The organism is Microcoleus sp. FACHB-672, assembly GCF_014695725.1.
Lineage (GTDB): Bacteria > Cyanobacteriota > Cyanobacteriia > Cyanobacteriales > Oscillatoriaceae > FACHB-68.
Genome location: NZ_JACJOU010000015.1, coordinates 1 through 18,069 on the forward strand (window position 1 = coordinate 1; position 18,069 = coordinate 18,069).

Sequence of the window (18,069 nt, forward strand, 5' to 3'; positions counted from 1 at the left end):
AGTGCTTGACCAGTGAAAAGCCAGCCGGTCAAACCAGAGCGTTTATTATTGGCGGCGAGGCACTGTTAGGAAAAACCCTGTCCTACTGGCGCACTCAATCCCCACAAACCCGATTAATTAATGAATATGGCCCAACTGAAACCGTTGTGGGATGCTGCATTTATGAAGTGCCTGAAGATGCGGAATTATCGGGAGCCATGCCTATCGGTAATCCGATTGCAAATACGCAACTTTATATTTTAGATAAACATCTCCAAGCCGTGCCGGTTGGTCTTCAAGGTGAACTTTATATCGGAGGAGCAGGACTGGCTCGGGGATATCTCAACCGGCCTGATTTAACGGCTGAAAAATTTATTGCCAATCCCTTCTTTGATACAGGGAAAGACTCGGTTTTCACTTCAAACCGGCTCTACAAGACTGGTGACTTAGCCCGTTATTTACCCGATGGCACTATAGAATATCTTGGTCGCATTGACAATCAAGTTAAACTTCGCGGCTTCCGCATTGAATTAGGCGAAATTGAAGCTGCCCTGAGTCAACATCCAGCCGTGCGAGAAACCGCAGTGATCGTGCGGGAAGATGTTGCCGGTGACAAACGCTTAGTCGCTTACGTTGTCCCTAGCGAAATATCTGACTCCGCACTCACAAAAGAATTGCGCCATTTCCTAGAGGCAACCTTACCTCACTATATGGTGCCTTCAGCCTTTGTAATGCTGGACGTTTTGCCCCTAACAACCAACGGCAAAGTAGATCGCAAAGCACTGCCGGCACCCGACGCATCTACCGCACTTGCAGAAACCTTTGTCGCACCCCGTAGCCCCCTTGAAGCCGCATTAACCGCTATCTGGGCAGACGTGCTGGGACTTCAGCAAGTGGGCACTCAAGACAATTTCTTCGAGTTGGGAGGACACTCTTTATTAGGAATGCAAGTAATCTCCCGTTTGCGTAACAGCTATCAAGTCGAGTTGCCGTTGCGGTCGCTCTTTGAAGCGCCCACGGTTGCGGAACTCGCGCAAAAGGTAGAAACAGCCGGTGAGCAAGAATTGGCTGCGATCGCCCCTGCCATCACCCCGATTTCCCGCGAGCGCAACCTTCCGCTTTCCTTTGCCCAAGAACAACTATGGTTTTTCGGGCAACTCGCGCCGGATACCCCGGTTTACAACGAACCAGCCACGATTCGCCTCACCGACTCGATTAATATTCCCGCTCTGGAAAATAGTCTTAACGAAATTATCCGCCGGCACGAAGCACTGCGAACCACGTTTGCAGAAGTTAATGGTCAACCCGTGCAAGTTGTCCATCCAACGCTCACGCTCACCCTGCCGGTGGTAAATCTTCAAGAATTGCCAGAGTCAGAACGAGAAGCAGAAGCCCTACGCCTTGCCACAGAAGAAGCGCGGCGTCCTTTCGACTTGGAAGCCGGCCCCTTAATCCAGGCCATTCTTATCCAGCTAGATGAGTTAGATTGCCGGTTATTTCTAACTCTGCACCACATTATCCATGACGGCGTTTCTAACTACAGCGTGCTTGCGCCAGAACTCGCCGCCTTGTATGAAGCCTTCTGCGCCGGCAACCCCTCGCCTCTGCCAGAATTGCCGGTACAATATCCAGACTTCGCCCACTGGGAACGGCAATGGCTGCAAGCGTCCGTTTTAGCGCCACAATTAGATTATTGGCACCAACAACTGGCCAACCTGCCGGTGTTACAACTGCCCACGGATCGCCCCCGTCCCGCAGTTCAAACCTTCCGGGGTGCCAGACAATGTGTATCCCTCTCGAAATCCTTAACAGAGGAACTGAAAGCCCTCTCGCGCCGGCAAGGTGTCACTTTATACATGACTCTGTTGGCAGCTTTTAAAACCTTGCTGCACCGTTATGCCGGCCAAGATGAGATTGTCATTGGCACTGTCACCTCAAACCGTAGCCGGCCTGAAATTGAAGGACTGATCGGGTATTTCCTCAACACCCTCGTATTGCGAACCGACTGCTCAGGCAACCCCAGTTTCCAGCAGTTACTCGAACGCGTGCGCGAAGTGACGTTAGGCGCTTACGCCCACTCAGATGTACCTTTTGAGCAACTGGTGCAAGCATTACAGCCAGAACGAAGCCTCAACCAAAACCCGCTTTTCCAAGTTTCCTTTGTCCTTGAACCGCCAATGCCGGCCCTTGAATCTGGCTGGACATTAAGCCAACTTGATGTAGAAACCGGCACCGCAAAACTCGATTTAACCCTAGAACTTGACGAAAGACCAGAGGGATTAATCGGTCGTTTTGAATACAGTACAGATTTGTTTGATGATGCCACCATCACCCGCATGGCTGAGCATTTTCAAATTTTACTGGAAGGCATTGTTGCTAACCCAGATCAGCAGATTCAAAAATTCCCAATTCTGACAGAATCAGAGCGGCAGCAGCTACTCTTTGAGTGGAATTCTACCGATACAAATTACCTGCAAAATGTTTGCATTCACCAACTCTTTGAAGCCCAGGTAGAAAAAACACCTGATGCCGTTGCCGTTGTCATTGAAGGCGAACATTTAACGTATCAAGAACTTAACGCCAAGGCGAACAAAATCGCTCATTATCTGCGTTCCCTAGGAATTGTTCCAGATACCTTGGTAAGTATCTGCGCTGAGCGATCCTTAGAAATGATGGCCGGCATCTTGGGAATTCTCAAAGCCGGTGCTGCTTATGTGCCATTAGATCCGGCGTATCCCCAAGATCGCCTTAGTTTCATGCTTGAGGATACCCAAGCGCCGGTGCTGCTAACTCAAAGCCGGCTTGTTGAAAAACTGCCTCAACACAACGCCCAAGTTATCTGCCTCGATGCAGACTGGGAAACGATTTCCCAACATAGTGACTGCAACCCCAACGCTGCGGTAAGCGCAGAAAGTCTTGCCTATACAATCTACACATCAGGTTCCACCGGCAAACCCAAGGGCGTACCCATCACCCATCAAAACTTAGTTCATTCTACGTTTGCACGCACTGCCTATTACAAAGAACCAGTCAAGGGTTATTTACTGCTGTCGCCCTTTGCCTTCGACAGTTCAGTTGCCGGCATCTTCTGGACACTCTGCCAAGGTGGAAGTCTTGTTTTACCCCAAGATGGCACTCAAGCAGATGTGCTACAGCTCATTGAGTTAATTGAGCAAAATCAAGTTTCTCACTGGTTAAGCCTTCCATCTCTGTACGGATTGCTTTTATCCATTGCAAAACCCCAACAACTCGGTTCTCTACGCACCGTGATTGTTGCCGGCGAAGCGTGTCAAAAAGATTTAATTGAACGTCATCGGCAACGGCTACCTCACGCCTCTTTATTTAACGAATACGGGCCGACAGAAGGAACAGTTTGGAGTACCGTTTATGACTGTGGTGATCTGGGAGAAAATACCCTCGTTCCCATTGGTAAACCGATTTCAAATATGCAAGTTTACCTGCTCGATTCTCACTTGCAACCCGTGCCGGTGGGAGTGGCTGGAGAGTTGCATATTGGCGGTGCCGGTTTAGCACTTGGATACTTAAACCGGCCTGATTTAACGGCAGAGAAATTTATTGCCAATTTATTTAGCCAAGATGCCAATAGTCGGCTATATAAAACTGGCGATTTAGCCCGTTATTTAGCAGATGGAAACATCGAATATCTGGGAAGAATTGACCATCAAGTAAAAATTCGCGGCTTCCGCATCGAAATGGGTGAAATTGAAGCCTTACTCAATTCTCATCCCTCTGTGCAAGAAACCGCAGTCATCGCACGAGAAGACGTACCGGGCGATCAGCGCTTAGTCGCTTATATCGCCCCCAGCGCAACGGCTAGTTCAGAAATCATTAAAGAATTGCGTCGTTTCTTAAAAGAAAGACTGCCGGCTTATATGGTGCCTTCTGCCTTCGTGTTGCTGGAAGCTTTGCCACTTACACCGAATGGAAAATTAGATCGCAAAGCATTGCCGGCACCGAATCACCAGAAAGCTGAACGGGAAGAAATTTTTGTTGCGCCTCGCAATCCCGTTGAAAAAATACTGGCTGACATCTTAGCCCAACTTTTAGGACTTCAAGAAATTGGCATTCACGATAACTTCTTTGAGTTAGGCGGACATTCTCTGCTAGCGATTCAATTCATCTCCCGACTAAGCGACGCATTCGGAATTAAAATTCCCTTACGCTGCTTATTTGAAAACCCGACTGTGGAAGGAATCGCAGTTGCAATCACAGAAAATCCACAATACAGCGAAATTTTCGGGAATTTGCAAATCGTAGAAACTCAAATCCCCAAATCTTTAAATACTGGACTCAAACTCCGCCCAGAAAACATTTCTGCGCGAGGTGAAACGGATTTTCTACCCCTATCTTTTGCCCAAGAACGACTGTGGTTTCTGGAGAAATTAAGACCGGCAACAGCGTTTTACAATATCGCTACTACCATAAAAATGGCAGGCCGGCTCAACCCAAACGTCTTAGAACAAAGTCTTAACGAGATCCTTCGGCGTCATGAAGCCTTGCGGAGTAGTTTTACAACCGTCGATGGACAGCCGGTGCAAGCCGTCGCCGCAACTGTTCACTTAAAACTTCCCATTTTCGACTTGCGGAGTTTAAGTGAGACTAAGCGAGAAGCCGAAACTGAGCGATTAACCGTAGAGGAGGCCCAGCGTCCCTTTGACCTCGCGCAAGCACCGTTAGTCCGGGCAACGCTTTTGCAATTGAGCGATACAGAACACATCCTGCTGCTGACAGTGCATCACATTGTCTCCGATGGTTGGTCAATGGGGTTACTGCATCGGGAAATGTTGGCAATTTATCAGTCTTTGATGGCGGGAGAACCTTCTCCCCTGGCTGAGGTGCCGGTTCAGTATCCCGACTTTGCAGTTTGGCACCGGCAGTGGTTGCAAACTCAAGAAGCCGGTAAAGCATCGCCCCTCGAAACCCAGTTATCTTACTGGAAACAACAACTCCAGGGCGCACCCTCCGCGCTGGAAATGCCCACGGATCGACCACGTCCGCCGATTCAGACGTTCCGAGGCGCGACACACCCAGTTGTGCTACCCAAGCCTCTAATTGAAGCGCTGAATCGTTTAAGCCGGCAAACAGGCGCGTCCCTTTACATGACCCTCCTAGCAGCGTTCAACACCTTGCTGCACCGTTATACAGCCCAGGAGGACATTGTCCTCGGCACCGTCACGGCTAACCGCAATTGGTCTGAAATTGAGAACCTGATTGGGTTCTTTGTCAATACCCTGCTAGTTCGCACGGATCTTTCAGGAAATGTCTCTTTCCGGGAGTTGCTAGAGCGGGTGCGGGAGGTGGCGTTCGGTGCTTACGCTCACCAAGATTTACCGTTTGAAAAATTAGTGAACGAGCTTCACCCGAACCGTGATTTAAGCCAAAATCCCTTATTTCAAGTCATGTTTGTTTTCCAGAAGGATGGGCTGGAAACGTTAGAAATTCCCGGTTTAACTCTAAATTTCTCAAATGTACATTGCGGGACGGCGAAGTTTGATTTAACGCTGCAACTTCAAGAAACATCCAGCGGCGTGAGTGGCTGGTTTGAGTACAGCACAGATTTATTTGATGCCGGCACCATTGAGCGCATGGCTAAGCATTTCCAAACCTTACTGGAAGGCATCGTTACTAACCCAGAACAGCGTCTTTCTGAACTGCCAATTCTGACCCCAGATGAACGGCACCAAATGCTCTTTGAGTGGAATGATGTTTACACAGATTACCCCCACGATGCCTCGATCCAAGCGTTATTTGAAGCGCAGGTAGAACTAGCACCTGATGCCGTAGCCTTAATCTTTGACACAGAACAGCTAACCTACCGGCAATTAAATGCCAAAGCTAACCAGGTGGCACACTACTTGCGTTCGCTGGGTGTTGGCCCGGATGTGTTGGTGAGCTTGTGTATGGAACGTTCCCTTGAGATGATCATCGGAATCTTGGGAATTCTCAAAGCCGGCGGCGCTTATGTCCCCCTCGATCCCGCCTATCCCCACGAGCGTCTTAGCTATATGCTAGAGGACACTCAAGCGCCGGTGTTGCTTGCTCAAGAGCGGTTGGCTAAGACTTTGCCGGCACACAAAGCACACACCGTCTGCATCGATACAGACTGGGAAGCCATCGCCCGTGAAAGTGAGGAAAATCCGCCGGTTGAAATTTCTTCACTTCACCTGGCCTATATAATGTACACCTCCGGCTCCACCGGCAAGCCAAAGGGTGTTTGCATTCCCCATCAAGGCGTAGTGCGGTTAGTCAGAAATACCGACTATGCCGACTTTAGTTCCGAAGAAGTCTTCCTGCACCAGTCATCAAGTGCCTTCGACCCCTCCACCTTGGAGATTTGGGGCAGTTTGCTCAATGGTGGCCGGCTGGTGATTGGCCCGCCTCACACCCCGTCTCTGGAAGAGTTAGGACAGGTGATTAAACAACACCAAGTTAGCACCCTGTTTCTCACAACCGGCCTGCTCCATGTGATGATTGATGAGCGGCTTGAGGATTTAAAAGGTGTACGTCAACTGTTAACCGGCGGAGATGTTTTCTCTGTCGCCCACGCTCAAAAGGTTGTGGAAACCCTCAAAGGATGCCGGATGATTAACGGCTACGGGCCAACCGAAAACTCAACCTATTCCTCTTGCTACACCGTCCCAGACGTTGATCAGATTGGAAATTCGGTTTCCATCGGGCGTCCGATTGCTAACAGTCCGACTTATATTTTGGATCGCCATTTAAACCCCGTTCCCATCGGTGTCTGGGGTGAACTGTATGTCGGAGGTCCCGGCTTAGCGCGAGGCTATTGGAACCGGCCAGAATTGACGGCTGAACGGTTTATTCCCAACCCCTTCTTTAAAAAAGAGGGAGACTATGTAGACCGGCTCTACAAAACTGGCGACCTCGTCCGATACTTACCGGATGGAAATATCGAGTTCCTGGGACGTATCGACAATCAAGTTAAAATTCGCGGTTTCCGCATTGAATTGGGCGAAATTGAAACCGCTCTCAACCAGCATCCATCTGTACGCGAAACCATTGTGCTTGCCCACAAAGATGCAGCCGGTGACAAACGCTTAGTTGCCTATATCGCTCTTGAAGAAGGCGATGGGCCATCTCTCAATCTCACTTCTAACTCTTTACCCAACTCCCAACTGGGCACTCAAGACTCAGCACTCATTACAGACTTGCGTGGCTTCTTAAAAGAACAGCTGCCGGCATACATGATGCCCTCTGCCTTCGTGCTACTGGAAGCGTTTCCCCTAACTCCCAACGGAAAAATTGATCGCAGAGCATTGCCGGCACCTGAGTTTGATCGCTCCCAAGAGCAAGAAGCTTTTGCCGCACCCCGCGACACCTTAGAACTCCAGCTAACGCAAATTTGGGAGACTGTGTTAGGCATCGATTCTATCAGTATTCAAGACAATTTCTTTGATCTCGGAGGGCATTCGTTACTCGCTGTGCGCTTGTTAGATCGTGTGGAAAAGGTATTTGGCAAAACGCTTCCCCTGCCTACTCTATTCAGCGCCCCAACTGTTGAACAATTGGCAAATATTATCCGCGCTTCTGGGGTTGATTCTTCCGAAGAAGCGCTCGTGCCGCTGCGTTTAGGTAAAGATAAGCCGCCTCTATTCTGTATTTACGGAATCTTGCTTTATCACGCCTTAGCACGCAATTTGGCGGACGATCAGCCGGTTTATGGAGTCTACCTGCAAGCCGAAGTAGATATCCTGAAAGCGGATAACCCTGAAAAACAGATATCCTCAATCAGTGTTACTTCCCTGGCGATTCAGTATCTCAAAGAAATCCGAAAACAGCAGCCGGTTGGCCCTTACTATCTAGCCGGTGAATCTTTCGGAGGCTTAGTCGCTTACGAGATCGCTCAGCAATTGCGTGCAGAAGGTGAACAAGTCGCTTTACTTGCCTTATTTGATTCTTTTGCGCCGGGAAGTCAGAAAAAACCGCCCTTGCCGGTGCGAGTGACGCTTCATGTGCAAAACTTTTTCCGCCAAGGCTTTGCCTATGCTTTGGACAAAGTAAAGCGTCGGCTGAAATTTACCAAAAAGCAATTACTCAGACTGACTAGCCGGAGGTACGGGAAATTAGAGTCTAGCAGCGAGGGTTCTTTACCCAACACCCGCACGGATGCCGTTATCCGCGATCTGCGTGAACTCGTTCTTGAGAAGGCATCTGAAAATTATGCCCCCCAGCCTTACCCAGGCAAAATCACGTTATTCCGGGCGATGGATCGAAATGAGTTTGAGGCAACTTACACTGATCCTCAATTAGGTTGGGGTGAGTTTGCTGCCGGCGAGTTAGAAATTCACGATATTCCGGGCGATCACATCGGCATCCTTCAAGAGCCGAATGTAAAGGTTCTGGCAGAAAAGTTGAGTGTTTACTTACAAAAGCCAAATCCAATGAATTGAGCCGGCTCCCTAATTCCCATAAGACTGCACTGACATAACGCGGTGCAGTCTTTTTTTATCGGCTATGGTTTCGCGTAATTCCCACGCTGCCGGCTTAATATCGTGTCGCTTAGCGTACCCTGAATCAAACCCGATTTCTTCCCAGGGTACGCGAGTCAGGCACCTGAATGAGCTTTACAATTTGCAAGCCGGCACTCCTATGAGGGGGATCAAGGCGATGACTCGCTGTTCTATTTTGATGAAGTCTAACAACCCATTCAGGTTCAAACCGAAATTTTACTGAGTGGAAATACAATTTCTGCTTCCAGATGCTAAAAAATGCTTTATAACCTCACAAATCTCAATAAACATTGAGGTATTCTAACTAAAACTTTGTTGCTGAACGATCACAAAACAAAGAATGACTGCCGATTAAAAAGTCTGTGTAAAACCCAAAATTTTTACAGAGAAAGTATTGACTTTCGGCAAAGCTTTTTTAAGTAATTTTCACAAGATTTGCAATTTTTAGGACAGTTATTGCTTGGGATGCCGGTGAAAAGCCCTGAAACTACCAAAAAATAATAATAACAACTTCAAGCCATGAATCATTTATACTGGGGATTAATACAAGGCTTGGTCTTAAAGTACGTGGGTAATACAGAGGCATAAAGCTACTGAGGCTTTTGTCAGGCAAATTATAGAAAATTTTTATTTTTCTGCTTTGCCAAATCCACATTCTGCTCTAGTAGAGTCTGGAATAAAAATCCCCAAAGCCTTATGGGGCAATGAATTTAGTCGAGATAGACGCCTAGAAATTCATTAATATTTAATACAATATATTTAGGGAACCCCAATCTGCAAGGACAGAGAATCTGAGACGCTCCCAAAATAGCCAACCGTCGATTGAGCGGAATCGTAGAGCAAACTAGGCATTTTTGGATCTTCCTTAAGGAAGATTGCCTCAACAGAAAGATCAGGAATAGGTGGAAAGAGACTCGGAAAAGTTAAGCAAGCCAGGGAGAGGAAGTTCTGATGCAATTAAAAGAGAAGGAAACGTCATCCCAACTGTCGGCAATCGCGATTGCAATTGCAGCGACATTTACGGCGGAGCCGGTGGGGGAATCTCTCGCTTTTTGGATGCAAGAACTAGATATCCCCTCTAAGATTGACTTCGCACCCTATAATCAGGTTTTTCAGCAACTGCTTGCTCCTGATAGCCTCTTGGCTCAAAATAACAATGGCATTAATGTTATTTTGGTGCGGATAGAAGACTGGGAACAGCAGGAAGAACGCGCACACACCGGCATGGCGCTGCAGCCGGCAGTCAAGCAACACATTGAACGAAATGTGGCGGATCTAGTGCGAATTCTAAAATCGGTGGGAGAACGTTCTGCAACCCCCCAACTCGTGTGCTTGTGTCCCGCATCACCGGCAGCCGTTGCAGACTCTAGCCGGCAGGCATTCTTCCAGCAGATGGAAGAAGTGATCGCCTTGGAATTAGACAGCGTCAGAAATATTTTCACCGTTACTCCTCAAGAATTCGCCGCTCTCTATCCCGTTACCAACTACTACGACGCGCACACAGATGAGTTGGGGCACATTCCCTACACACCGGCTTTCTTTGCCGCCCTGGGTTCCACTATCGCCCGAAAAATCGCCCGCCTGAGTCGCGCCCCTTACAAGGTAATTTTGCTCGACTGCGACCAAACTTTATGGAAAGGCGTTTGCGGCGAAGATGGCGCAATGGGCATTGAAATCGATACGCCCCGCAAAGTTCTGCAAGAATTCATGGTGGCGCAGCAACAAGCCGGCACGATTGTTGGGTTATGCAGCAAAAACATAGAAGCTGATGTTTTTGAAGTCTTTGATCGCCGGCCTGAAATGCCTCTGAAACGCGAACATATCGTTTCCTGGCGGATTAACTGGCAACCAAAATCAGAAAATATCAAATCCATCGCCGAAGAACTTAATTTGGGTTTAGATAGTTTCATCTTTATCGATGATAACCCGGTTGAATGTGCGGAAGTACAAGCCAATTGTCCAGAAGTTCTCACACTGCTGCTGCCTTCGGAAATCGATGAAATTCCTAGATTTCTTAATCACATTTGGGCATTTGACCGGCTGAAAGTTACCGAAGAAGACAAGAAGCGCACCGCCCTTTACAAACAAAATGCTGAACGCGAACGGTTTCGTAGTTCAGCCTTAACCCTGTATAATTTTTTGGAGGGATTGGGGTTAGAAATTGATATCTCTGAAATGGCAGCCCACCATCTTGCCAGAGTCGCCCAGCTTACGCAGCGAACCAATCAATTTAACTTTACAACCATTCGCCGGTCAGAAAGCGACATTCAACAGCTATGCGAATCGGGACAATTAGAAGGTTTTGTTGTTGAAGTGCGGGATCGATTTGGCGATTATGGTTTAGTTGGGGCAATGCTTTTTGGCAGCAACCCCGAAGCGATCAATGTGGATACATTCCTGCTCAGTTGCCGCGCTTTAGGACGAGGTGTAGAGCATCGAATGCTGACAAAACTCGGAAAAATTGCTGAGGATCGCGGGCTTTGTCGTGTTGATATCGGTTATATTCCAACCCAAAAAAATCAGCCGGCTTTCAATTTTATCGAAAGCATCAGTTCAGTTAAAGAAGCGGTTGGGGATGCCGTGCATTATCTGGTGCCGGTGGAGGTTGCCGCAGCAGTCAGTTATCAACCCTCAGCAGCCGAATCGAATGTAGCAGAAAATCCTGCAATTAAAAATGAAACCTCACCGCAAAATGCGTCGATGCGGTTGCAAGAAAAAGCCGTTCATTCTTCCTCGGCCTTTCACCGAACACTGATTCGGATTGCCAAGGAATTATATGATGCCGAGCAAATTTTGCAAGTGATTGAATCGCAAAAGCTGCGATCTAGGCCGGCAATTGAATCGAGTTACATTGCCCCCCGAACGCCAGTAGAGGAAGTGTTAGAAGGCATTTGGGCACGTGTTCTCGGCGTAGATAAAGTGGGTGTGGAAGATAACTTTTTCGAGCTGGGTGGGCACTCGCTATTGCTTACACAGCTAATTTCTCGCATTCGCGATAACTTCCAAATTGAGCTATCAATGCAGCGGTTCTTTGAAGCGCCAACGGTTTCCGGACTCGCTTTATTATTGGAAAAGAATCAAGCAGGGCCAATTAATGCCGAAGCGATTGCTGAACTTTTGAAAATGGTTAACCGGCTTTCAGAAGCAGAAGCGAAGGCAATGCTGGAAGCGAAAATGGGAACCTCAATCGTTGATGATTCGCTTTCTCGTAGCACTGAAAATTCAGATCTCAACAATCAAGACTTATCCGTCTATACTCAAGCTTATCGCATTGGTGATATCGAACGAGTTGCAATTCGCGCCGGCCAAGAGTTAGTTTACTCAAGAAACAGTCGTAGAAGTCAACTTCTAAACGCTGATGTTGTGCGGATGCTGTGTGAATGCCGGCAATTTAAAACCCTAGACGAACACGCACAAAATATCTGCCGTGAATTGGGAGTAAATCTTGCAGCAATTAAAACTCAGCTAGCAGGATTTGTCGAAGTCGGCTTTTTAATTTCCCAGCAGCAGCTATTGGAAAAAATCGAGCCTGATAAACAGATTCCAGTCAAATCAGTTGAGGAATTAACCGCTCATTATCCCATTCAAAATGACAACTTAAGAAGTCATTCCTTTACGCCTGTAAAAACCCACACCAATGGGAAACACTCGGCACACAACAAGGCGACAAATAGCACAGTTGCCTCCGTGGGGATGGTGACGTGTAACCGCATAGAAGGTGCAAAACGCGCCCTGACAAGCTACATCGAAAATAGCCAACAACACGGCAGAACGAATAACTTTGTCCTGATGGATGATTCTGCTAGCTCTCAAACGCGAGATGGCTATCGGCAAATGCTACGCTCGCTTAAAACGCAGTATGGGGCGGAGATTTTTTATGCCGGCTTAGAGGAAAAACAGCGATTTGCTCAATCATTAACTCAAAAGGGAGGGTTGCCACAAGACGTTGTCAATTTTGCCTTGTTTGATGTCGAAAAATCCGGCGCATCTCCGGGTGCCAACCGCAATGCTTTGACGTTGCATACTGCCGGCGACATCATTTTTAGCGCGGATGATGATACGGTATGCAAGTTAGTCCCTTCTCCAGAATTGCAGGAAGGCTTAACTTTAACTGCCGGCACTGATCCTTCCGATTACTGGGTGTTTGATGACCGTGAAACTGCCTTAAAATCGGTGAAGTTTGCAGACGAAGACCTTTTAGCTTTGCATGAGCAGTTATTGGGTAAAAATGTTGGTGCGATTCTTGAGACTGCCGGCACTAGCGACACCGTCAATATCAACCCAATCGATACTCAATTTATGCGCCGCTTAGAAGCCGGTGCAGGCAAAGTTTTAGTCACGTTTAACGGATTGGTTGGAGACTGCGGGTGGGGTGCGCCTTTCGGTTACTGGGGTGCGCCTTTGGGCTATCTTTTGCTAGCCGGTAAATCCCACGAACGATTAGTGAAATCAGAGTCAGGATACCGCAATGCACTGACGAGTCGGGATATTTTAAGAGTCACCAATCGACTAGGAATTAGCGATGACAGTTTCGGCATGACCACATTTGTGGGATTAGATAATCGAGGAGTGCTGCCGCCATTTCTTCCGGTACGACGCGGGCAAGATTTAATCTTTTCCAATACTGTTTGGAAGTGTTTTAAAGACAGCTTTTTCGGACACTTACCTTGGGCATTATTACATGAGCCGGTGGAACAACGGAAATTCTGGGCAGGGGAAATTTTCAGAACCGCTTCTGGTTTTGATACCGCTAAGTTAATTGTAGAATGCATTAAATCTTGCGAATTCGGGCCGGCACCGGCAGATGAAAAAGAAAGACTGCGTTCCTTGGGTAAACACCTAATAGAATTAGGTTCAATGCCCCTAGCCGGTTTTGAAGAGTTTCTAAAATTGCAAGTTTGGCGTACCAGCAGTTCCTTTATTTCCCTAGCAGAAGAACATCTGCGAATTTCTGGAGAGTCGCCGGCATATTGGGCAAATGATGTTAAAAAATACACCGATTTGTTATGTCAATCTCTAACACGAGATGATTATTTCATTCCCTTGGATTTAGTTCAGGGACGCAATTTAGATGAAGCGCGACACCTAGCCCAGCGTTTGGTACTTAAATTTGGTCAGTTGTTATACTGGTGGCCAGAAATGATTGAAGTTACCAAAGAATTGCGCCATCACGGGGAAAGATTGGGAACACTAATTTAGCGAAGAAGAAGCATAGGGCATTGCAGAGAGAGGTGCTGAGTTGATTTATGTGTGCATACTTGTTGCAAAACCCTATAGTTTCAGCTAATTTTTATCAGCGTTAATCGGCATCTTAATCAATTGTTCATCAAGAAGGATTCAAAATGGGTGAGTCTATCCAAGATATTGCAACGCTTTCTCCCACTAAGCGGGCACTTTTTGAGTTGCTACTCAAAGAAAAGGGTTTAAATGTCTCTAGAATCCAAAAAATTCTTCGGTGCAGTGAGAGTCAATCTTACCCACTTTCTTTTGCTCAGCAACGGTTGTGGTTTCTCGACCGATTAGAGCCGGGAAATCCTGTTTATAATGAAACAACCACCGTTCGTCTCACTGGCAGACTTAACCTTGTTGCGCTGGAATTGAGTTTGAATGAAATTGTCCGCCGGCATGAAATTTTGCGGACGACTTATGCGCTTGTGGGTGCAGAACCCGTTCAATACATTTCGCCTTCACAAACAATTTCTTTATCAGTAACCGATTTGAGAAACTTGCCCGTAGAAGAACGCGAACGCTCTTTCTGGCAGTTATCCACTCAAAAAGCACAGCAGCCTTTCGACTTAGAAACCGGGCCGTTACTTCGGGCAAATTTATTTCAATTAGACGAAGAATCCTATGTATTAGGGCTAATCATACATCATATCATTACAGATGGTTGGTCTAGTAGGATACTAATTCGAGAAATGACGGCACTTTATGAATATTATAGTGCCGGCAAACCTTCCCTTTTGCCCGAACTTTCGATTCAATATATAGACTTCGCCGGCTGGCAGCGCGAATGGATGCAGGGTGAAGTTTTAAACCAGCAACTTTCGTATTGGAAAAAACACTTAGGCGGACGGCTGCCGGTGCTTGATTTGCCAACAGATCGCCCTCGCCCGCAGGTTCAAACATTTCGCGGCGCACGTCAATCTTTAACCCTTTCCCCTGAATTAAGCACCGCATTGGCTACATTTAGCCGCGCTGAAGGTGTCACTTTATACATGACGCTGCTAGCAGCATTCCAAACATTGCTAATGCGGCTAAGCGGACAAGACGATATTATTGTTGGATCTCCGATTGCCGGTCGTAATAGAGCAGAAATTGAAGGACTCATTGGATTTTTTATCAATACCTTAGTTCTGCGTACCAATCTTGCCGGCAATCCAACCTTTAAAGAAGTTTTGCAGCGAGTACGCCAAGTTGCTTTAGACGCTTATGCTCATCAAGACTTGCCTTTTGAAAAATTAGTTGAAGAACTACAGCCCGAAAGAGATTTAAGCCGCACGCCGCTATTTCAAGTATTTTTTAATATGCTCAGTTTTGAGCAAAATAGCATTGAAATATCAGGATTAACTGTAGAAACCTTACCCCGTCCCGAACTCGAATCAAAGTTTGATATAACCCTATATGCACGAGAAAATCCTGAACGAACTCAGCTAGAATTTGTTTATAATGCCGATTTATTTGAGCCGGCACGCATGGTTGAAATGCTGGCACAACTCCAGCATATTTTGGCTCAAGTTGTCAAGAAACCAGAAGAAAAGATTGCAGAAATTTCTCTGGTAACGTCTTCAGTTCAAGCACGCTTACCGAATCCACATCAAACGCTCAATGATTCTTGGGAAGGCGCTGTTCACACTCAGTTTTCCCAACAGGCAAACCGGGTGGGAAATAGCACAGCCATAATTGATCGGCAAGGAAGTCTGACTTATTCAGAACTCGATAAAATCAGTAACCAACTCGCCGATTATCTGCAAAAACATGGCATTGGTTCTCAGGATGTTGTCGCGATTTACGCGCATCGTAGCGCCCCAATCGTCGTAGCATTGCTAGGAATTCTGAAAGCGGGCGCAGCATTTGTGATTCTGGATGCCAAATATCCCGCCGAACGGTTGATTGATTGTGTTAAGCTAGCTCAGCCGAAGGGGTGGCTGCAAATGTCAGCCGGTGGAAACCTTCCCGATTCTTTAGAAACCTTTATTGGGACATTATCAACCCAGTGCCGGTTGAATCTACCTGAATCAGCCGCTCAAATCGGTGAACTGTTAAAGGATTATTCAACAGAAAATACCCACACAGAAATTAACCCCGATGACTTAGCCTATATCGCCTTCACCTCCGGCTCAACCGGCAAACCAAAAGGCATCTTAGGCACTCACAAACCGCTTTCCCACTTCCTGCAATGGCACGCCCAAACCTTTAATTTAAATGAATCAGATCGATTCAGTGTGCTATCTGGACTCGCTCACGATCCCTTGCTGCGAGACATTTTCACACCCCTGTGGTTAGGCGCAACCCTCTGCATTCCCACCCCAAAAGAAATTGGCACTCCAGGCAAGTTAGGTGAGTGGATGAAGCAACAGCAAATCACCATCAGCCACCTCACACCGGCAATGGGACAGCTCTTAACAGAAACTTCCCAAACCCAACAACTAACCAACCTGCGTTATGCCTTCTTCGGAGGTGATATCCTCAGCATTCGTGATGTTGAAAAATTGCGAAATATAGCCCCAAATGTTACTTGCGTCAACTTCTATGGAGCCACAGAAACTCCGCAAGCAATGGGGTATTACATCGTTTCGAATCAAAAACTAGAAGAACATAGAAACACAGCAACCCATCAACCAGAAAATTCCCTAATTCCTCAATCTCGCACTCAATCCCGAATTCCTTTGGGACAGGGCATCGAAGATGTGCAACTGCTAATTTTAAATTCCTCTCACAGACTCGCAGGAATTGGAGAAATTGGAGAAATATACATCCGCACATCTTATTTATCTCAAGGATATTTGGGAGATGAATCGTTAACTACATCGCGATTTATCACCAATCCATTTACAAATATCCCCTCAGATCGGCTCTATAAAACCGGAGACTTAGGACGCTACTTATCCGATGGAAATATATCCGTTTCCGGTCGCGCTGATAATCAAATAAAAATCCGGGGCTTCCGTATTGAGCCGGGGGAAATTGAGACAGTATTATGCCAGCATACTAATGTTCGACAAAGTGTCGTGATAGCCCGTGAAGATATACCGGCAGAGAAACGTTTAGTTGCTTATCTTGTTCCTATTCCTGAGTTTGGAACGGTTGACTCAGCACTCAGCACTCAGCAATCTGAACTACTCAGTGAATTGCGTGATTTTGTCAAAGAAAAGCTGCCAGATTACATGGTGCCATCAGCATTTGTGATGCTGGAAAGTGTGCCATTAACGCCCAATGGCAAAATCGACCGCAAAGCATTACCGGCACCCGAATACCGCAGCGAATCTGAAAATTCTTTCATTGCACCCCGCGATGATTTAGAACATCAATTAATCGAAATTTGGGAAACCTTGATTCATGTTAAACCGATTGGTGTCAAGGATAACTTCTTTGAACTAGGGGGACACTCGCTGCTAGCGTTGCGTCTGTTCAACCAAATTCAAGAAAAATTCGATAAACTCCTGCCTCTAGCAACCCTTTTCCAAGCACCAACGGTTGAGCAACTCGCAAATATTTTACGCTCTGAAGGGTCGTCAGTGCCCATCCGTTCACTTGTACCTATTCAGCCAAACGGTTCTAAAACGCCTTTATTCTGCATTCATGCGATTGGCGGGAACGTTCTTTCTTACCAAGGTGTAGCGGCTTATTTGAGCAAGGATCAGCCGGTTTACGGGTTGCAAGCGCGGGGAGTGGATGCTCAACAGACTCCCCACACGCGGGTTGAGGACATGGCATCTGACTATATCAAGGAAATCCGCACAGTTCAGCCTGAAGGGCCATATCTGTTAGCCGGCCACTCGTTAGGAGGAATTATCGCCTTTGAGATGGCTCAGCAGTTAGTCCGGGGCGGCCACAAAGTCGGTTTGGTAGCAGTTTTCGATACCTTCAGTCCCCTGGCATTTGGCAAAGGCACTCCTCCCAAATCTTATCAATTTGACATTCACCGGCTGAATCTTTCACGACTCAATCGCAAAGATAAGGTACTTTACATTACAGATCGCGTGTACTGGAAAATTGAGGGGTTCATCCAAAAAATTTGGAAAAAGGTCTACAAATTAACAGGTCGAACTTTGCCCGATCCGCTACCCGAACATTTCAAAAAAATTGAAATTGCAAATCGTGTTGCTGCCACCAATTATGTCCCCCAAATTTATCCGGGACGCGTCACCCTTTTACGGGCAATAGAAAGGCCAACTACCAAGTATTATGAACCCTTGTTAGGCTGGGGTGAAATCGCGGCAGCCGGCGTGGAAGTTCAAGAGATTCCAGGGCATCACAAAACCATCATTTTAGAACCTCGTGTTCGCTGCTTAGCTGAAACATTGCAAGCTTGCCTAGAAAGGGTGCAAGCAGAGGAAAGATAAGGAGTTAAATCTTTAATTCCCACTTCTGATTT

Annotated in this window: 3 protein-coding genes; all 3 read left to right on the forward strand. The window is 47.0% G+C overall.

Annotated features, from left to right (window positions below; all coding sequences use genetic code 11):
• The first annotated feature begins 5 nt into the window (after window positions 1-5).
• The 3 genes from H6F56_RS10010 (at window position 6) to H6F56_RS10020 (ending at window position 18,037) form a co-directional block, all read left to right on the forward strand.
• A complete protein-coding gene (locus tag H6F56_RS10010; protein WP_242031943.1) occupies window positions 6-8,411 on the forward strand; it encodes a non-ribosomal peptide synthetase in 8,406 nt (2,801 codons plus the stop codon).
• Window positions 8,412-9,422: 1,011 nt separating this feature from the next.
• Entirely contained in the window at window positions 9,423-13,670 is a 4,248-nt protein-coding gene (locus H6F56_RS26265) for an HAD-IIIC family phosphatase (RefSeq protein WP_190667412.1), read from the forward strand.
• 143 nt (window positions 13,671-13,813) lie between these two features.
• Window positions 13,814-18,037: a non-ribosomal peptide synthetase gene (locus H6F56_RS10020; protein WP_190667414.1), complete on the forward strand. Its 4,224-nt coding sequence runs from the start codon at window positions 13,814-13,816 to the stop codon at window positions 18,035-18,037.
• Window positions 18,038-18,069: the final 32 nt, after the last annotated feature.

Excerpts from the sequence above, each read along its gene's own strand:
- H6F56_RS26265 (WP_190667412.1), top strand. The coding sequence starts at position 9,423 with ATGCAATTAAAAGAGAAGGAAACGTCATCCCAACTGTCGGCAATCGCG.
- H6F56_RS10020 (WP_190667414.1), top strand. The coding sequence starts at position 13,814 with ATGGGTGAGTCTATCCAAGATATTGCAACGCTTTCTCCCACTAAGCGG.